Annotated in this window: 18 protein-coding genes; 14 read left to right on the plus strand and 4 right to left on the minus strand. The window is 64.4% G+C overall.

Features of this window, described 5'->3' with window-relative positions; translation table 11 throughout:
* A complete protein-coding gene (sfnR, locus tag ABOC32_RS20675) occupies positions 1 to 1,101 on the plus strand; it encodes a sigma54-dependent transcriptional activator SfnR (protein WP_426808648.1) in 1,101 nt (366 codons plus the stop codon).
* A gap of 111 nt (positions 1,102 to 1,212) precedes the next feature.
* On the opposite strand, the gene ABOC32_RS20680 is transcribed toward sfnR, so the two are convergent.
* On the minus strand, positions 1,213 to 1,839 hold the full coding sequence (locus tag ABOC32_RS20680; RefSeq protein ID WP_426808649.1) for a glutathione S-transferase family protein: 627 nt from the start codon (positions 1,837 to 1,839) through the stop codon (positions 1,213 to 1,215).
* 166 nt (positions 1,840 to 2,005) lie between these two features.
* On the opposite strand from ABOC32_RS20680, the gene ABOC32_RS20685 reads away from it, so the two are divergent.
* On the plus strand, positions 2,006 to 3,325 hold the full coding sequence (locus tag ABOC32_RS20685; protein ID WP_426808650.1) for an NAD(P)/FAD-dependent oxidoreductase: 1,320 nt from the start codon (positions 2,006 to 2,008) through the stop codon (positions 3,323 to 3,325).
* Positions 3,326 to 3,341: 16 nt separating this feature from the next.
* A complete protein-coding gene (locus ABOC32_RS20690) occupies positions 3,342 to 4,112 on the plus strand; it encodes an NAD(P)-binding domain-containing protein (protein WP_426808651.1) in 771 nt (256 codons plus the stop codon).
* Positions 4,113 to 4,196: 84 nt separating this feature from the next.
* Here ABOC32_RS20690 and ABOC32_RS20695 read toward each other — a convergent pair whose 3' ends face one another.
* A complete protein-coding gene (locus tag ABOC32_RS20695) occupies positions 4,197 to 5,102 on the minus strand; it encodes an RHS repeat-associated core domain-containing protein (RefSeq protein ID WP_426808652.1) in 906 nt (301 codons plus the stop codon).
* Positions 5,103 to 5,193: 91 nt separating this feature from the next.
* Here ABOC32_RS20695 and ABOC32_RS20700 point away from each other — a divergent pair, with 91 nt between their 5' ends.
* From ABOC32_RS20700 to ABOC32_RS20710, 3 genes are read left to right on the plus strand one after another with little or no spacing between them, the layout of a single operon-like run.
* Positions 5,194 to 6,570 carry an MFS transporter gene (locus tag ABOC32_RS20700; RefSeq protein ID WP_426808653.1) on the plus strand — a complete coding sequence of 459 codons (1,377 nt, stop codon included), beginning with the start codon at positions 5,194 to 5,196 and terminating at the stop codon, positions 6,568 to 6,570.
* A 12-nt stretch (positions 6,571 to 6,582) separates the two neighbouring features.
* Positions 6,583 to 6,933, plus strand: a complete 351-nt coding sequence (locus ABOC32_RS20705) for a cupin domain-containing protein (protein ID WP_426808654.1) — start codon at positions 6,583 to 6,585, stop codon at positions 6,931 to 6,933.
* Between the two features lie 11 nt (positions 6,934 to 6,944).
* Positions 6,945 to 7,283 carry a RidA family protein gene (locus ABOC32_RS20710; RefSeq protein WP_426808655.1) on the plus strand — a complete coding sequence of 113 codons (339 nt, stop codon included), beginning with the start codon at positions 6,945 to 6,947 and terminating at the stop codon, positions 7,281 to 7,283.
* Between the two features lie 138 nt (positions 7,284 to 7,421).
* Here ABOC32_RS20710 and ABOC32_RS20715 read toward each other — a convergent pair whose 3' ends face one another.
* The gene (locus tag ABOC32_RS20715) at positions 7,422 to 8,483 is read right to left on the minus strand and encodes a GlxA family transcriptional regulator (RefSeq protein ID WP_426808656.1); all 1,062 of its coding nucleotides are present in this window, start codon (positions 8,481 to 8,483) and stop codon (positions 7,422 to 7,424) included.
* Positions 8,484 to 8,682: 199 nt separating this feature from the next.
* Between ABOC32_RS20715 and ABOC32_RS20720 the strand changes: the two genes are divergently transcribed.
* The 4 genes from ABOC32_RS20720 to ABOC32_RS20735 all read left to right on the plus strand — a co-directional run bounded on the left by ABOC32_RS20720 (position 8,683) and on the right by ABOC32_RS20735 (position 13,028).
* Positions 8,683 to 10,074, plus strand: coding sequence for an NAD(P)/FAD-dependent oxidoreductase (locus ABOC32_RS20720; RefSeq protein ID WP_426808657.1), 1,392 nt, complete (start codon positions 8,683 to 8,685; stop codon positions 10,072 to 10,074).
* 10 nt (positions 10,075 to 10,084) lie between these two features.
* Entirely contained in the window at positions 10,085 to 11,053 is a 969-nt protein-coding gene (locus ABOC32_RS20725; protein WP_234227285.1) for an NAD(P)-dependent oxidoreductase, read from the plus strand.
* Positions 11,050 to 12,501 (plus strand): aldehyde dehydrogenase family protein, encoded by a 1,452-nt coding sequence (locus tag ABOC32_RS20730; RefSeq protein ID WP_426808658.1) that lies wholly within the window; start codon positions 11,050 to 11,052, stop codon positions 12,499 to 12,501. Before ABOC32_RS20725 ends, ABOC32_RS20730 begins: the two co-directional genes overlap by 4 nt.
* Positions 12,502 to 12,710: 209 nt before the next feature.
* A complete protein-coding gene (locus tag ABOC32_RS20735) occupies positions 12,711 to 13,028 on the plus strand; it encodes a DUF2388 domain-containing protein (protein WP_016487609.1) in 318 nt (105 codons plus the stop codon).
* A gap of 122 nt (positions 13,029 to 13,150) precedes the next feature.
* Here the strand turns inward: ABOC32_RS20735 and glcC are convergent, their stop codons facing one another.
* The gene (gene glcC / locus ABOC32_RS20740; protein WP_197898485.1) at positions 13,151 to 13,915 is read right to left on the minus strand and encodes a transcriptional regulator GlcC; all 765 of its coding nucleotides are present in this window, start codon (positions 13,913 to 13,915) and stop codon (positions 13,151 to 13,153) included.
* Positions 13,916 to 14,110: 195 nt separating this feature from the next.
* Between glcC and glcD the strand changes: the two genes are divergently transcribed.
* Genes glcD through ABOC32_RS20760 form a run of 4 tightly spaced genes read left to right on the plus strand, consistent with a single transcriptional unit; the run spans position 14,111 to position 18,298 of the window.
* Positions 14,111 to 15,610, plus strand: a complete 1,500-nt coding sequence (gene glcD, locus ABOC32_RS20745) for a glycolate oxidase subunit GlcD (protein WP_426808659.1) — start codon at positions 14,111 to 14,113, stop codon at positions 15,608 to 15,610.
* Positions 15,610 to 16,662 carry a glycolate oxidase subunit GlcE gene (glcE, locus tag ABOC32_RS20750; protein ID WP_426808660.1) on the plus strand — a complete coding sequence of 351 codons (1,053 nt, stop codon included), beginning with the start codon at positions 15,610 to 15,612 and terminating at the stop codon, positions 16,660 to 16,662. The genes glcD and glcE overlap by 1 nt, the downstream gene beginning before the upstream one ends.
* 9 nt (positions 16,663 to 16,671) lie before the next feature.
* Positions 16,672 to 17,907: a glycolate oxidase subunit GlcF gene (gene glcF / locus ABOC32_RS20755; protein ID WP_426808661.1), complete on the plus strand. Its 1,236-nt coding sequence runs from the start codon at positions 16,672 to 16,674 to the stop codon at positions 17,905 to 17,907.
* A complete protein-coding gene (locus tag ABOC32_RS20760) occupies positions 17,900 to 18,298 on the plus strand; it encodes a heme-binding protein (RefSeq protein ID WP_043196107.1) in 399 nt (132 codons plus the stop codon). Before glcF ends, ABOC32_RS20760 begins: the two co-directional genes overlap by 8 nt.
* Positions 18,299 to 18,369: the final 71 nt, after the last annotated feature.

Below are 18,369 nucleotides of genomic sequence, written 5' to 3' on the forward strand. Positions count from 1 at the left end.
ATGCAACTGCTGACCCTCCCCCCGTCACCGACACTGGCTACCTCGATCAGGGCGACCGCACAGGTCTTCGAAGACCCCAGGTCGCAGGCGCTGCTCGCCCACTTGCAACAGGTCGCCCCCAGCGAGGCCAGCGTCCTGATCATTGGCGAAACCGGCACGGGCAAGGAGCTGGTCGCACGCCACATCCACAACCTCAGCGGCCGGCGCAACGGCCCGTTCGTTGCGGTCAACTGCGGCGCGTTCTCTGAATCGCTGGTGGAAGCCGAACTGTTCGGCCATGAAAAAGCCGCCTTCACCGGCGCCCTGTCGGCCAAGGCCGGCTGGTTCGAGGAGGCCAACGGCGGCACGCTGTTCCTCGACGAAATCGGCGACCTGCCGCTGCCGATCCAGGTCAAGCTGCTGCGCGTACTGCAGGAGCGCGAGGTGGTGCGGCTGGGGTCGCGCAAGAGCATCCCGATCAACGTGCGGGTACTGGCTGCGACCAACGTGCAGCTGGAAAAGGCCATCAATGCCGGGCATTTCCGTGAAGACCTGTATTACCGCCTGAACGTGGTGACCTTGCAGTTGCACCCGTTGCGCGACCGCCCGGGGGACATCCTGCCGCTGGCCCGGCACTTCATCCGCAGTTACAGCGACCGGCTGGGCTACGGCCCGGTGGAACTGAGCCCCAAGGCCCAGGCCAAGCTGGTGGAATACAGTTGGCCGGGTAATATTCGTGAGCTGGAGAACGTGATTCACCACAGTTTGCTGACCTGTGGCGACGGCACGATACAGGCACAGGACCTGCGCTTGTCTAACCTGCGCATCGAGCGGCAAGAAGAAGAACCGGCAGGCAATGGTGTGGAGGACTTGCTGCAGCGGGCGTTCAGCCGGTTGTACGAGGAGCAGGCGGGCGACCTGTACGAGAAAGTGGAAAATGCCCTGCTGCGGTCGGCCTATCGGTTCTGCCATTACAACCAGGTGCATACCGCGCAGTTGTTGGGGTTGTCGCGCAACATCACGCGCACGCGGCTGATTGCGATTGGCGAGCTGGTGGTGAACAAACGGCGCGGGCAGGAACAGCAGGTGCTGGACAACCGGGTGGTGCGGTTGTCCATCTGAGCCTTGTAGTGCATGTGCTGGCCTCTTCGCGGCTAAAGCCGCTCCCACAGGTGCTGCACAAGGCTCAAGTGTTGTGAGTTCCCTGTGGGAGCGGCTTTAGCCGCGAATGGCTCAAGATGCTGTGCGCGGCATCAGGTCATACGGGTGCTTCCAGCCCGGCAGCGCCTGGATCCGCGCCTTCCAGGCCTCGATATGGGTGAAGTCAGCCAATGGAATGCCGGTGTCCTCCGGCATGAACACATACCCCGCCAACGACAGGTCGGCAATGGTCAGCCGGCCGCCGACCATGAACGGTGTCTTCGCCAGGTGCGCGTCGACAATGCGGTAAGCCGCCGTGGCACGCTCGCGCAGGAACCGGGTCACGTCCGTTTCGCCGGTGTTCTTCAGGCAGAACAGGAAGCGCAGCGCGGCGTAATAGCTGGTGAACTTGTGGTTGTCGAACAGCATCCAGCGCCAGATTTCGCGCTTTTCGTCAGCGTCTCGCGGGCCGAACTGGCCGGTCTGTTCGGCCAGGTATTCCAAAATCAGCGCAGACTGGGTGAAGGTTTTGCCCGCGTGCTCCATCACTGGCACCTCGCCCTGCTCGTTCACCTCGTCACGCCAGGTTTGCTCCCGGGTCTGGCCATGGAAGAAGTCGACGAACACCGGCTGCCAGTCCTGGCCGGTGAGTTCAAGCATCAGCGCGGCCTTGTAGGCGTTGCCGGATTCGGCGAAGCAATGCAGCTTGTAGTCGGGCATGGCGGGACCTTCAATTTCCTTTGAATGATCGTGTAGCCCGAGCAAATCACGCCCGGCCCGGAACGGTCAATGCCCTCAGCCAGAACATCCCATTCCCCGTCCCTCCCGTCATAGTCCCCGCACAACCGCCAATGCCATAGTGGAGAAAACAACACGGATAAAAACCATGTACAGAAACACCTCTACCCCCGCGGACGATAACGGTTGCGGCTGGTTCCACCTCAGCCCGCCGCGCCAGCCACGCGCCGCGCACCGGGGGCGGGGCGAGGCGCGCTGGGTGGTGCTTGGCGCGGGCTTCACCGGCCTGGCCGCCGCGCGGCAACTGGCCCTGCATCACCCTGACGACGAAGTGATCCTGGTCGACGCCCAGGAAGTCGGCTTCGGCGCCTCGGGGCGCAACTCCGGGTTTGCCATCGACCTGCCCCACGACATCGGCGCCGCCGACTACATCGGCGACCTGCCCACGGCGCGGATGAACCTCAAGCTCAACCTGCGTGCGCAGGCGATCTTGCGCGAGCTGATCAACCAGCACGGCATCGACTGCCAGATCCGCCCGGACGGCAAGTACCAGGCGGCCGTCGAAGACAAAGGCCTGGCGGTGCTCGAAGCCTACCGCAGCGGCCTGGAAAAACTCGGCCAGCCCTACCAGATGATCGATGCCCGCGACCTGCCCGAGCACTTCGGCACCACCTTCTACCGCAAGGCGCTGTACACCCCGGGCACCCAGCTGCTGCAACCGGCCGCCCTGGCCAAAGGCCTGGCCGACAGCCTGCCGGGCAATGTGACCCTGCACGAACGCACCACCATCACCCACATCGAGCAGGGCCGGCGCATCACCCTCAAGCACGCCAACGGTGAGATCGTCGCCGACCAGCTGTTGCTGACCAACAATGCCTTTGCCTCGTACTTCGGCTTCCTGCCTGGCCGCCTGCTGCCGATCTTTACCTACGCCAGCATGACCCGCCCGCTGACCGAGGAGGAACAAGCCCGCTTGGGCGGCAAGAACACCTGGGGCATCATCCCGGCAGACCCGTTCGGCAGCACCCTGCGGCGCACCCCGGACCAGCGCCTGCTGGTGCGCAACAGTTTCAGCTTCAATGCTGACGGCCGCGCCAACCCACGCCACATCGCCCGTGCCGGGCGCCAGCATCGCGATTCGTTCGAGCGGCGCTTCCCGATGCTGTCGGGCATGGCGTTCGAATACACCTGGGGTGGCTCGATGTGCCTGTCGCGCAACCACCTGTCGCACTTCGGCACCCTCGCGCCCAACGTGCACGCGGCGCTGTGCTGCAACGGCCTCGGCATCACCCGTGGCACCGCTACCGGCACCCTGCTGGCCGACTGGCTGAGCGGCGAACGCGACGAGCTGATCGACTTCCTGCTGGGCTCCGCAGGCCCCAACCGCAACCCGCCGGAGCCGCTGCTGAGCGCGGGCGTCAACCTCAACCTGCACTGGGGCCAGCGCCGCGCCGGCCTGGAAAGCTGACAAGGAGGCACTCACTATGCGAAGCCTTGGCATTCTCGGGGTGGGCGAACTCACCGAAAAAGTGGTCATCGGCTTGCGCCGCAGCGGTTTCGAAGGCCCCATCCTGCTGTCACCGCGCAATGCGCAACGTGCCGCCCTGCTGGCCCAGGCGCACGGTTGCCAGGTGTTGACGAGCAACCAGGCCGTGGTCGACCAGGCGGAGCTGGTGATCCTTGGCGTGCGCCCGCATTCGCTCGCCGAACTGGCAGATGAGGTACACCTGCGCCCCGGCCAGCGCCTGGTCTCGCTCGCCGCCGGGGTCAACCTTGCGCAGCTTTCCACCGCGTTCCCTGGCGCCCTCTGTGTGCGTGCGATGCTGTCGTATGCGGCGCAGTACAACCAGTCCACGGTCGTGGTGTGCCCACCCGATGCGCTTACCACACAGTACCTGGGGCCACTGGGCAAACTGGTGGTACTGCACGGCGAGCCGGAATTCGAACTGGCCACCGTGGCGGCGTGCATGAATGGCTGGTTCTACTTCCTGCTGCACGACCTGCAGCAGTGGCTGATGGACAAAGGCCTGCCCGCAGCCGAAGCGCGTGCGCTGGTGCTGAGCAACTTGCAAGACTGCGTGGCCAGTGCCGGGCAGCAGCCGCATTCCACCCTCAAGGCCCTGGGACAGGCCATTGCCACGCCTGGGACCTTTACCGCCGATGGGCTGGAAGTGCTGATGCATCAGCCGGTCGGTGCCACCTGGGGAGCGGCTTGCGAGGTGGTGCTGGATGGGTTACAGACCCGGTCGCGGTGAGCCGAAACAGAATCTGCTGCCAGCGCATGCCAATTGATGCTGACAGATCGCCAGTAGAGCGTGCCCTGATCACGTAAGGTTGCGTCATTGCGAGCCAGTTTGCTCCATATGCTCCCTGTTGAGCCCCCCTGTGCGCACTCTAGTTGAGGCTTCAGAGGTTTGTGTCACCTGCGGTACAGGCAAATTCCTAATCCCAGCAAACGGCTCTGCGGTCGAGTTATTTGTAAGATTCGTTACCGCCCTAGAAATCTCAACCTCCATGGGTAAGTTGGTCAAAGCGCCTCCAAAGGCTTCCGAGCGACGAAGCCCGCGCGGAGGACCTGAAGCCCCCCATCCACTGGGCTCAGGGGAAGGCGAACGCCTATACGTACTCTCTACTCTGGGGCGATTGGAAACATCGCCGTGCGTCACGGGTCTTCCTGAAGCGGGTGGCGAGTTAGGCTCAAAGCGAATTGGGGATCTCGATGAGCGCTCCGATGATGATGATGATGATTCTATTGAGTTGAAGCGCCTGCGGCTACCTTGCCGAGCCATTTGCCGCCCACGCTGCCCGTTAGGCATATGCCCGGAAGGGTCTTGATGATTGACCGGATCACAGCCGCAGTAAACATAACTATTCAACCCGCCCCTGCCAAACGGGCTCCAACTGTCAGTGGATTGAAAACGCCTGAGCACCGGGCTGTAATTTCTATAACCATTGCCCAGCGGATAGAGCTCTGTCATTTCCAGCCTGATTTGCCCGTTAAAACCAAGTAGCGCCTGGTCTTGGGCTGACGAGAAAAAACCATAAGGATCGTACGGCTGACGTAGGGAGCTTGCATGGCTGCTCATTAATCGCCTCACTCTGCACATTTCCAGACCATCAGGGTGCCTTTGCGATGCCAGTGAATCAACTAGCAGAAGTGCTAGCTCATGGCTCGACCCATTACACGGCACCGGTAGGCCAGCGGTATCTCCCAGCCCCCCGTACACCTGGTCATCCCATCCCATGACTCGTCCGAGCCGTTATAGGGCGCCCGCGCAAGCCGGTGCCATAGTGCCGCCACGTTAGTGCACCACATAACAACAAGAGGTAAGCCGTATGTCCGTTTCCAAACGCTCCGTAGAAGATGCGCCGCTCAACGGGTTCCACCGCAAACTGACAGTCTATTCGGCTGGCGGGCCTTTTCTCGATGGCTATGTATTAAGCATCATCGGCGTCGCCATGCTGCAAATCACCAACGCCTTGCAGCTGTCGGCCCTGTGGGAGGGGCTGATCGCGGCGTCAGCATTGATCGGTGTGTTCCTGGGTGGTTTTCTCGGTGGCTGGTTCACCGACAAGTACGGGCGCAAGGTGCTGTACCTGGTCGACCTGGTCGCCATCGTCGGTTTCTCGGTGGCGCAGTTCTGGGTCGAGTCGGCCTGGGCACTGTTCGCCTGGCGGTTGCTGATCGGTATCGCGGTCGGTGCCGATTACCCGATCGCCACGTCGCTACTGGCCGAGTTCCTGCCACGCAAGCAGCGTGGCCCGTTGCTGGCCGCCATGGTGCTGATGTGGTTTGCCGGTGCCGCCGTGGCCTACATGGTTGGCGAACTGCTGCTGCGCGTGGGTGGTGAAGACGGTTGGCGCTATGTACTGGCCAGCGCCCTGATACCCGGTGCGTTGTTCCTGGTTGCCCGCAGTGGTACACCAGAATCGCCACGCTGGCTGCTGAGCAAAGGCCGAACCGCCGAAGCCGACGCCGTGATCAAGAAAGTCTATGGGCCCGACTACTCCATTGCCGACCTGCCAGAGCAGACCACCGATAAACCGGTGTCGGTGTGGTCGCTGTTCCACTCCGGTTACGGCAAGCGCATGGCCTTCGTTACCCTGTTCTGGACCTGCGCGATCGTGCCACTGTTCGCCATCTACTCGTTCGCCCCCAAAGTGCTGCAGGCACTGCAACTGACCGGTGACTGGGCGGCCTTTGGCTCCATCGCCATCACCTTGCTGTTCACCCTGGGCTGCCTGGTGGCCACCAAGCTGATCAACCGCCTGGGCCGGCGCAACATGCTGATCCACAGCTTCCTTTGGTCGGGCATGTCGCTGGTGCTGCTGGGGGTGTTCCCGGATGCCTCGCCAACGACCGTACTGGTGCTGTTCGGCGCCTATGCCGTACTGATCGGCGGCGCCCAGGTGCTTGAATACGTCTACCCCAACGAGCTGTTCCCGACCGAAATCCGTGCGTCGGCGGTGGGCCTGGCCACTTCGTTGTCACGCATCGGCGCGGCCGTGGGCACGTACCTGGTGCCGATATCCCTGGCCTCCTACGGCATTGCCAACACCATGTTCGCTGCGGCCCTGATCTCGCTGTTCGGCGCGCTGATTTCCTGGTGGCTGGCCCCCGAGACCAGCAAGCTCGACCTGCAGCAAGCCGCGGCGCTGGGTAACTCCACCCGCACCACTTCCGCTGCCAAACCCGTTGTTCGTAAAGCCTGAAGGAGCCTATTCGTGAGCCAAGTACTGACTGTCGTGCGCAATGCCCCCCTCGCGTCGCTGGGGGCCCCTGCCCCGGCCCGCCTGCCGATCGGTGAACCCATCGCCCAGGCCGCCACTGCACAGGACCAGACCGACGAAGCCATCGGCGCCAGCATCGGCGTATGGGAAAGCAGCCCGGGTGTGTTCCGCCGGCACCTGAAAAACCGTGAGTTCAGCCACATTGTCAGCGGCTGGTGCACCTTCACCCCCGACGGTGGCGAGCCGGTGGAGCTGCGCGCCGGCGACGCGGTGCTGTTCCTGGAGAACTGCGAGGGTGTCTGGGACATTCGTGAAACCCTGCGCAAGACTTACGTACTGTTCTAAGGAACGAGCCGATGATCGAACGTATCAACCCCGGCAAACGGGCCAGCCAGATGGTACTGGTGGATGGCCGTATCGAAACCTCCGGCATTGTGGCCCTGCAGCCAGGCGACATCGCTGCGCAAACCCGCTGCGTGCTGACGCAGCTGGAGCAGTGGCTGGCGCAGATCGGGGCGGGCAAAGGCAACCTTACCCGCATGCAGATCTGGCTGGCGGATATGGGTGAGTTTGCGGCGATGAATGAGGTGTACGACGCCTGGGTGGGTGACCAGCCACCGGTGCGGGCCTGTGTAGGTGCAGCCCTGGCTGCCCCTGAGTACCGCATCGAGATCCAGGCCTTCGGCCAAATCTGAGGCATGCGCGAATATTTGTAGGAGCAGCCTTGTGCTGCGAAGAGGCCCGAATGGCCAACCGATTTGTGTTGGCATGGCGGGCCTCTTCGCAGCACAAGGCTGCTCCTACAAGAAGGTGTGGGCCACCAGGAAATAGTCTCAGAGCTCCGGGGCCAGCCCCACCTTGTCGCCATGCCAGTCAAACCGCTCCACTTCATGCCTGCGCTTGCGGAAGCTATACGGCGTTTCGCCATACTGCTTGCGGAACCACAAGATAAAGTGCGACGCATCGGAAAACCCGCACGCCAAGGCAATAGTGGTGATGTTCTGGCTGGTGTTCACCAGCAACCGCCGGGCATGGTCCAGGCGCAGCTTGCGCCAGTAGTTGGCCGGTGGCTCCTGGGTATTGGCCACAAATTCACGGTGCAACTGCCGGGGATGAGTGCCCACCGCTTCGGCCACGGCCTTGAGCGTCATCGAGGCATCCAGGTTGGCGCGCATGAAGCTGATCGCCCGCTGCACGCGGTCGTTCTGGTACACGCATTCGCTGGCCGCCTTGTCTTGCTGCTCTTCGGCGCGCTCATCCACCAGCAGGTATTCCAGCCCCTTCTGCGCCCGCACCGCGCCGCAATGCCGGCGAATCAGGTTGGCCGCCAGGTCAATGGCCGTGCCGCCCGGGCAGGTGATGATGCCGCGGTCGTCCACGTAGCTCTTGTCGATCACCGCCGTGGCCAGTGGAAAGCGCTCCTTGAACTCATCACGCAAAGTGAAATGCAGCGCACACCGCCGGCCATCGAGCAGCCCGGCCTTGCCCAGCACGAACGACCCTGAGCACAGGGCGATGATCGGGATGTTCGCCGCATGCACCTCACGCAGCGCATCCAGCAGCCAGGCCGGCGGGTTGCGGGTCTCCTCCAGCAGGCCACCGGCCAGCACCACATAGTCGTACTGGGCGAACAGGTTCAGTGGCTTGGTCGGCGAAATGGGCATGCCGCAACTGGCGGTGATCGGCTGGTCGTCCAGCGTCATCCAGTCCCACTGGCAGAACACCTGCTGGCTGCGGAATGACTTGTCCGCCGCAAAGCGCAGCGAGTCCACCAACCCCGCCACCGGCACCAAGGTGAAGTGGTTCATCAGCACGAAACCTACCCGCAGTTCGGGCTTGACCTGCGCAGTGATGACGGGGGCTTGTACCGGTTCTTCTTGTTGTTCGGCAAACATGGACGCTGGCCTCGTGACATCCGTAATGGCGCCATTCTAAAGCGCGCCCTGCGTCCGTCATATCATATGCATCACCACAAATAGGAAATGCGTGACAAAAGGCGGCGCCGTTCTATCAATTGTCATGGCTGTAATATCAGCCCCTGGCCCGGCTGAGCATCATGTAGGCACAAGACAAACATGCTCAGAGGCACCCCTCATGTACCGTGGATTCTGGTATGCCCAGGCGCTTGACCTGGACAACGACCTGGCCCCTGCCCTGCAGGACTCGATTCAAGCCGACGTGTGCATCGTCGGCGGTGGCTTCCTTGGCCTGTGGTCGGCCATCCGCCTGAAACAGGCGCACCCGGAAAAAACCATCGTCATCGTCGAGCGCGACCGCTGCGGCTCGGGTGCCAGCGGGCGCAACGGTGGCGTGGCCACCAACTGGTGGGGCAAGTACCTGTCGGTGCGCACCATCTGCGGGGATGTCGAGGCGCGGCGCATCTGCGAGGCGGCCGAGTCGGCCATCGACGAGATCGGCAGCTTCTGCCAGGAGCACGGCATCGACGCCCAGTACCGCAAGGACGGCTGGCTGTGGACGGCCACCAACCAGCGGCAGATGAACTCCTGGCGCGTGCTCACCGACGGCCTGCAGAAGCTCGACGTCAACCCGTTCCAGGAACTGGACCGCCAGACCATTCGCGGCCGCGTCGGCTCGCCACTGGTGCTGGGCGGCATCTTCGACCCCAACGCCGCCACCGTACAGCCCGCCATGCTGGCCCGCGGCCTGCGCCGTGTGGCGCTGAAGCTGGGCGTGCAGGTTTTCGAAAAATCGCCGTTCACCCACCTGCAACGCGGCAAGCACCCGGTGGTGCACACCGCCAAAGGCCATGTAAAAGCCAACCACGTGGTGCTGGCGCTCAACGCCTGGGGCGCGCAATTCCCCGAGTTGCGCCGGATGATCGCGATCATGTCCAGCGACATGGTCGCCACCGCGCCGGTCAAGGCCAAGCTCGACGCCATCGGTTTCAGCGGCGGCGAATGCATGACCGACTCGCGCACCGTGCTCAACTACTGGCGCAACACCCCGGACGGGCGCGTGGTGTTCGGCAAGCCGCTGGGCCAGTTCGCCTATGCCGGGCGCATCGGCAACCTGTATGAAAAACCCTCGCCGGCCGCCGACAAGGTCGCTGCCGAACTGCGCCGCCTGTACCCGCAGTTGCAGGATGTGCCGGTGGTCAGCAGCTGGACCGGGCCAATCGACCGCGCCATGAAGGGCCTGCCCAACTTCGGCTACCTCGACCATCACCAGACCGTCAGCTACGGCATCGGTTTTTCCGGCAACGGCGTGGCCACCACCGTGTTTGCCAGCCGCATCATCAAGTCGCTGGCCACCCATGCCAATGACGAGTGGGCCAACTGTGGCCTGGTCGACCAGAAGATGAAGCTGCTGCCGCCAGAGCCGTTCCGCTTCTTTGGCGCGCACCTGGTTCGCGATGCGCTGGTGCGCAAGGAATCGCTGGAAGATCACGACCAGGATGCCGGCTTCATCACCCGCCAGCTTGTGGGCATGGCGCCCGCCGGCTACGTACCCGCGCAGAAAAAATAAGGACAATAACGTGAGCGAACACATCGTCCTCCTCGACGACGAAGGCCTGGCGCCTTCCACCCGCCTGAAGCGCCCTGACTGCGAGCATACCTGGCAGCAGTTTGCCTACACCCACCCCGAGCAGATGCTGGAGCACCTGAAAGACGCCACGGTGGCGCTGACCTGCAGCGTGCCGCTGCGCGAAGAGCACCTGCGCCAGCTGCCCAGGCTGAAGATGATCTCGCTGGCCCTGACCGGCCGCGACATCGTCGATGTCGACTACTGCGAAGCCCACGGCATTGAAGTATCGAGCGTACCCGGCTATGCCGCCAACACCGTGGCCGAGCACAGCCTGGCGATGATCCTTGAGCTGTTCCGCCGCCCGGCCGCCTTCACCCGACTGATGCGCCAGGTGCATGCCGGCGACAAGCCGTACCAGAACATCTACTTCAACCACCGCATCCGCGATGTACGCGACAAGCAGTTGGCGATCATCGGCAGCGGCCCGATTGCCCTGCGCCTGGCGCACCTGGCGCGGGCGTTCGGCATGCAGGTGCTGTTCGAAGACCGTGGCGGCAAGCGCCAGGGCGCCGATTGCCGGCCGCTGGCCGAGCTGCTGAAAAGCTGCGACGTGCTGTCGATCAATTGCCCGCTCACGCCAGAAACCCACAACCTGGTCGATGCCGCGCAACTGGCATTGATGAAGCCCGATGCCATCGTGGTCAACACCGGCCGTGGCGGTGTGGTCAACGAAGCGGCGCTGATCCAGGCGCTGCAACAGGGGCGCCTGGGCGGTGTGGCGCTGGATGTGGTGGAAGTGGAGCCGCTGCACCCCAGCAACCCGCTGTTCCAGCTGATCGACCGTGACGACTTCCTGCTCAACCCGCACATCGCCTGGAGCAGCGAAGACGCCATGCAGCAGCTGATGGACAGCGCCGTGGACAATATCAGCGACTTCGTCGCCCGCCAAGTTTCTGAAAAAAGGATTCGCACCGCATGACCCTTGCCACCAAAAGCAGCTACGTCGACGGCGCCTTCGTCCCGCTCGCTAGCAGCGCAGACATCCTGGAAAACCGCAACCCATCCAACCCCGGTGAAGTGGTCGAGCGCTTCGAACGCGCCGATCAGGTGCTGACCGAACGGGCCATCGCCGCAGCGCGCCGCGCGCAGCCCGCCTGGGCGCGCAGCAACCCGCAGCAGCGCGCCGACGCGCTGGACTTCATCGGCAGCGAAATCCTCGCACGCCGTGAGGAGCTGGCCACACTGCTGGCCCGCGAAGAAGGCAAGGTGGTACGTGAAGCCTTGGGCGAAGTGGACCGCGCCGGGCGCTCGTTCAAGTTCTACGCCCAGGAAGCGCTGCGTGCCGAAGGCGAGAAGTACCAGTCGGTGCGCCAGGACGTGGGGATCGATGTGTTCACCCAGCCGCTGGGCGTGATCGGCATCATCGCCCCGTGGAACTTTCCCATTGCCATTCCAGCGTGGAAGATCGCCCCGGCCTTGTGCTTTGGCAACTGCGTGGTGTTCAAGCCGGCCGAGCTGGTGCCCTCCTCAGCTTGGGCGCTGGCCGACATCATCTCCCGCGCCGGTTTGCCGGCCGGGGTATTCAACATGCTGATCGGCCCGGGGCGCAGCGTCGGCGATACCATCATTCGCTCGCCGCTGGTCGATGGCATCAGCTTTACCGGCTCCGAGCATACTGGCCGGCACATTGCCCGGCTGGCCGCCGAAGGCATGAAGAAGGTGCAGCTGGAGATGGGCGGGAAGAACCCGCTGATCGTGCTGGACGATGCCGACCTGGAGCAGGCCGTGGAAGTGGCGCTGAACGGTTCGTTCTACAGCACCGGCCAACGTTGCACCGCCAGCTCGCGGGTGATCGTGACCGAAGGCATTCATGATGCCTTCGTCGCACGCCTGGCCGAACGCACCCGCGCCCTGAAGGTGGGCGATGCGCTACAGGCCAGTACCGACGTCGGCCCGGTGGTCGACAGCCGGCAGCTGGAACAGAACCTGGCGTACGTGGCCGCCGGCCTTGAACAGGGCGCGACGCTGGCGTGTGGCGGCGAGCGGATCGACAGCCAGAATGGGGCGTATTTATTTACTCCGGCCCTGTTTACCGAGGTGACGCCGGACATGCGCATCTACCGCGAAGAAATTTTCGGGCCGGTGCTGAGTGTGCTCAGGGTGCGTGACTATAACGAAGCATTCGCTGCCGCTGAGGACACGGCGTTTGGCCTGTCGGCCGGTATCGTCACCACCTCGCTGCGTCATGCCGAGCATTTCAAGCGCAACAGCTCGGCGGGGATGGTGATGGTCAACTTGCCTACTGCCGGGGTGGATTATCACGTGCCGTTTGGGGGGAATGGGGCATCGAGTTTGGGTTCGCGTGAGCAGGGGACGCATGCGCGGCAGTTCTTTACCCGGGTGAAGACCACTTACCAACTCGCCTGACAGGGCCCTATCGCCGGCAAGCCAGCTCCCACAGGTACTGCACACGGCTTCTGCCCATGCGGTCGGGGTGGGAGCTGGCTTGCCGGCGATTGGGCCGCATGGCGGCCCCGACAATCTCCAGCCAGCAAAGGGAACTACCCGCACACTCCGGCTCTCTTAAGCACTGAGTGGTTTATTTCCCTGTGCTTCACGCTACTGGAGAACACGTCATGCGCCACCTACTCCTCGCCCCTGCGCTGCTGCTCCTGCTGCCTGCCGGTGCTGCCCTGGCCCGCGTCGATGCGGGCGACGTCGCCACCTCGGCCGGTGTTTCCGCTTCGCTGTATTCGACCTTCAAGGACGACAAACGGATCATCCCGGCCCGTGACGAGCTTTCTGCCTTCGTCGCCAGCGGCGGTGCGATCCGTGGCGCCTATGTAGAGTCGGCGCTGGAACAGGCCCGCAAGGACCACCCTGGCCTCCAGGCAAATGATGAAGAATTGGCCAGGGCTATTCTTTCCCAGGATGACCGCATAGCTGATCATTGAAGTCAGCCTGTACCGGCCCTATCGCCGGCAAGCCAGCTCCCACAGGTACATCACTGCATTCGAAGGCTGTGCTGTACCTGTGGGAGCTGGCTTGCCGGCGATAGGGCCGGTGCAGGAAGACATCACCCCCAGCCATCCATACGCATGGTCGCCCGCACCAGCCGCTGCTCTTCCTGCTCAATCTCCCGCAAGCTGTCACGTATCCCGTTGATATGCTCACGTGCCGCCCGCTGCGCCTGCTCGGGCAGTTGCTCCATCACCGCGTGATACAGCCGCGCATGCTGCCGATCAATCTGGCGTTTCTGCGCCGGCCGGCAATACAGGTTGTTGACCGAGGCAAACACGGTGCTCAAGGTCAGGTCACTGAGCGATTGCAGGGTATGCACCAGCACCGGGTTGTGCGACGCCTCGCTGATCGCCCGGTGGAAGGCATGGTCACGGCGGGCGTGCTCACGGGCGTCCAGCGCCTCTGCAGCCTCGTGGGCGGCCAGCATTTCTTCATAACGCCGGCGAATCAGCAAGCGGTCGACCTCGGTGGCACGTAACGCCGCCAGCCGCGCCGACTCGGCCTCCAGCAACGCCCGCACCTCCAGCAAATCGAACAGCGTACGTGGCTGCGAGCTGAACAGGTGCATCAACGGTGTGGCGCCCGCCTGCCCCGTCAGGTCGGCGACGAACGAGCCTCGCCCCTGCTCGGTGTCGATGATGCCGCGCCCCCGCAAAATGCGTAGCCCTTCACGCAGGGCCGAGCGTGAACAACCCAGCTTCTCCACCAACCGCCGCTCCGAAGGCAGGGCCTGGCCCACCTTCAGCACGCCGTCGACGATCAGCCGCTCGACCCGCTCGGCCACCTGGTCGGCGACCTTGGCCTTGCCATCAGTAACCACTGCGTACCCTCCTGCTGGTAGGACCAGTTAGACCACCTGCCCCAATCTAGCCGGGTAAATCCATCAATAGCCAGTACCCAGAGGAAAAACTGGTAGGACCAGTGCCCACCCTACTCGACCCCAGCCGTTCTCACGCGCAGGCTGCAACGGTGACCGCTTTGCCAACAACAACAAAAACCGTTGCCGAGTGAGCCGATGAATATCCTGTACGACGAACGCGTCGATGGCGCGCTGCCCGCCGTGGACCAGGCAGAACTGCTGCAGGCACTGCGCAGTGCCCTGCCGGACCTCGAAGTCCTGCACCGCGAAGAAGACCTCAAACCCTACGAATGCGATGGCCTGTCGGCCTATCGCACGGTGCCGCTGCTGGTGGTATTGCCCGAGCGCCTGGAGCAGGTGCAGGCGCTGCTCAAGCTGTGCCACAAGCGCGGTGTGCCGGTGGTCGCCCGTGGCGCCGGTACCGGCCTGTCGGGCGGCGCCCTGCCGCTGGCCAAGGGCATTCTGCTGGTGATGGCACGCTTCAACCGCATCCTTGAAGTCAACCCGCAGGGCCGCTATGCCAGGGTGCAGCCTGGCGTACGCAACCTGGCCATCTCCCAGGCCGCCGCGCCCCATGGTATGTACTACGCACCCGACCCCTCCTCGCAAATTGCCTGCTCCATCGGTGGTAACGTTGCCGAGAACGCAGGTGGCGTGCATTGCCTGAAGTACGGCCTGACCGTGCACAACCTGCTCAAGGTGGACATTCTCACGGTAGAAGGTGAACACCTGACCCTGGGCAGCGATGCACTGGACAGCCCCGGCTTCGACCTGCTGGCGCTGTTCACCGGTTCTGAAGGCATGCTCGGCATCGTCACCGAAGTTACCGTGAAACTGCTGCCCAAACCCCAGGTGGCGCGGGTGCTGCTGGCCAGTTTCGACAGCGTCGAAGACGCCGGCCGGGCGGTGGCCGAAATCATTGCCGCCGGCATCATTCCCGGCGGCCTGGAAATGATGGACAACCTGGCGATCCGCGCCGCCGAAGACTTCATCCACGCCGGCTACCCGGTGGACGCGGCGGCCATCCTGTTGTGCGAACTGGATGGCGTGGAGGCCGATGTGCACGACGACTGCGAACGGGTGGCCGCCGTGCTGAAGCAAGCCGGCGCCCGCGAGGTGCGGCTGGCCTGCGACGAGGCCGAGCGCGTGCGTTTCTGGGCCGGACGCAAGAACGCCTTCCCGGCGGTGGGGCGCATTTCCCCGGACTACTACTGCATGGACGGCACCATCCCACGCCGCGAACTGCCGCGGGTGCTCAAGGGCATCAGTGACCTGTCCAGCGAATACGGCCTGCGCGTGGCCAACGTGTTCCACGCCGGCGACGGCAACATGCACCCGTTGATCCTGTTCGATGCCAACCTGCCCGGCGAACTGGAGCGGGCCGAAGCCATCGGCGGCAAGATCCTCGAACTGTGCGTGGCGGTTGGCGGCAGCATTACCGGCGAGCACGGCGTAGGCCGCGAGAAAATCAACCAGATGTGTGCGCAGTTCAACAGCGACGAAATCACCCTGTTCCATGCGGTCAAGGCCGCCTTCGACCCGCAGGGCCTGCTCAACCCCGGCAAGAACATTCCTACCTTGCACCGCTGCGCCGAGTTCGGCGCCATGCACGTGCACCACGGGCAACTGCCCTTCCCCGACCTGGAGCGCTTCTGATGAGCATGGACCGCGACATCAGCCAAGCCCTGCTGGAGCAGGTCAACCAGGCCTTGAAGCAGCGCACGCCATTGCGTATCCAGGGCAGCAACAGCAAGGCCATGCTCGGCAACCCGGTAACCGGCGACGTACTCGACACCCGCAGCCACCGTGGCATCGTCAGCTACGACCCGACCGAACTGGTGCTCACCGCCCGGGCAGGCACACCGCTGCGCGACATCGAAGCAGCCCTGCACGCGGCCGGCCAGATGCTGCCCTGCGAACCCCCGCACCTGGGCCCCGAGGCCACCTTGGGCGGCATGGTCGCGGCGGGCCTGTCTGGCCCCAGGCGGCCTTGGGCCGGGTCGGTACGTGACTACGTGCTCGGCACGCGGGTGATCACCGGCCACGGCAAGCTGCTGCGTTTTGGTGGCGAGGTGATGAAGAACGTGGCCGGTTACGATGTATCCCGGCTGATGGCGGGCAGCTTTGGTTGCCTGGGGCTGTTGACAGAAGTGTCCCTGAAAGTGCTGCCGCGGCCGCGCGAATGCCTGAGCCTGCGCCTGCCGATGGGCTGCCACCAGGCATTGGCCGAGCTGGCCGAGTGGGGCCAACAGCCACTGCCGATCAGCGCCGCCTGCCATGACGGCAAGGCGCTGTACCTGCGCCTGGAAGGCGGTGAAGGCTCGGTGCAGTCGGCACGCCAGCGCCTGGGCGGCGATACCCTCGACAGCGGCTTCTGGAGCGACCTGCGCGAACAGCGCCTGGCGTTTTTCAACGACCCTGCGCCGCTCTGGCGCTTGTCGCTGCCCAACGCCACCGGCGAGCTGCACCTGCCTGGCCAGCAACTGATCGACTGGGGTGGCGCCCAGCGCTGGCTGAAGTCCAGTGCACCGGCGCAGGCGATTCGCGACCACGTCGCCAAGGTGGGCGGCCACGCCACCTGCTACGCACCCGGCGCGGCCAGCAGCCCACCCCTGCCCGCCGCACTGATGCGTTACCACCGCGCCCTCAAGCAGCAGCTCGACCCCCAGGGGGTGTTCAACCCTGGCCGCCTGTACCCGGACCTGTGAGGCCAGACCATGCAAACCAAACTGAGCGAAACATCCCGCCGGCTGGCCCGCGCCGACGAGGCCGAAAGCATCCTGCGGTCCTGCGTGCACTGTGGTTTCTGCACCGCCACCTGCCCCACCTACCAGCTGCTGGGCGATGAACTGGACGGCCCGCGCGGGCGCATCTACCTGATCAAGCAGATGCTCGAAGGCGAGCCGGTCACCGCCAGCACCCAACTGCACCTGGACCGCTGCCTGACCTGCCGCAACTGCGAAACCACCTGCCCATCCGGGGTGAAGTACCACGACCTGCTGGACATCGGCCGCGCAGTGGTCGAACAGCAGGTGCCGCGCCCGCTCGGCCAGCGCCTGCTGCGCCAGGGCCTGCGTGCGGTGGTGCCGCGCCCGGCGCTGTTCAAGGCCCTGACCCGCAGCGGCCAGGCCCTGCGCCCTCTCTTACCGGCTACCCTCAAGCGCAAGCTGCCGGCGCGGATAGCCCCACCCGGCCAGCGCCCGGCACCGCGCCATGTGCGCCGGGTGCTGATGCTGGAAGGCTGTGTGCAGCCGGCCCTGTCGCCCAATACCAATGCCGCCGCCTCACGCCTGCTGGACCGCCTGGGCATCAGCATCGAACCCATCCACCAGGCCGGCTGCTGCGGCGCGGTGGACTACCACCTCAATGCCCAGGCGCAAGGCCTGCAACGTGCACGGCGCAATATCGACGCCTGGTGGCCGGCCATCGAAGCAGGCGCCGAGGCCATCGTGCAAACCGCCAGCGGCTGCGGCGCGTTCGTGCGCGACTATGGCCACCTGCTGGCGCACGACCCGCGCTACGCCGCCAAAGCAGCAAGGGTCAGCGCCCTGTCCCGCGATCTGGTAGAAGTACTGCGCGATGAGCCGGTCGAGCAACTGGGCCTGTGCGCCGAACAACGCCTGGCCTTCCATTGCCCGTGCACGCTGCAACACGCCCTGAAACTGGGGGGTGCAGTAGAGGCGCTGCTGACGCGCCTGGGCTTTACCCTGACCTCGGTGCCAGACGGCCACCTGTGCTGCGGCTCGGCGGGCACCTATTCGCTGACCCAGCCAGCGCTATCGCTGCAACTGCGTGACAACCGCCTCAACGCACTGGAAAGCGACAAACCGCAAGTCATCGCCACCGCCAACATCGGCTGCCAGGCCCACCTCGACGGGGCCGGACGCACGCCGGTACGGCACTGGATCGAAATCGTCGAAGCAGCCTTGAACCCGGAGAACCCCCATGCATAGCAAGTTCGTGATCGGCCAGGCCGAAGTCGCCCGTGTGCTGACCGCCGCCCGCCAGGAAGCCCTGGCCCAGCAATGGAACGTGACCATCGCCGTGGTCGACGACGGTGGCCACCCCTTGGCCCTGGAGCGCATGGATGGCTGTGCGCCCGCCAGTGCCTACATTGCCGTGGAGAAAGCCCGTACTTCCGCGTTGGGGCGCAAGGAAACACGGGACTACGAGGAAATGGTCAATGGTGGCCGCACCGCATTCGTCACCGCACCGCTGCTGACCAGCCTGGAAGGTGGCGTGCCGTTGCGGGTGGATGGCCAGGTGGTGGGTGCCATTGGCGTGTCCGGGGTCAAGTCCGAACAGGATGCCCAGGTAGCCAAGGCTGGGGCTGCTGCCTTGTAAATCCTGTACCGGCCTCTTCGCGGGCTTGCCCGCTCCCACAAGGACCGCACAGGTCCCGAATCCCACGCAGT

Origin of the sequence: Pseudomonas sp. WOUb67 (genome assembly GCF_050058005.1) — a bacterium.
In the GTDB taxonomy this organism is placed as follows: Bacteria; Pseudomonadota; Gammaproteobacteria; order Pseudomonadales; family Pseudomonadaceae; genus Aquipseudomonas; species Aquipseudomonas putida_R.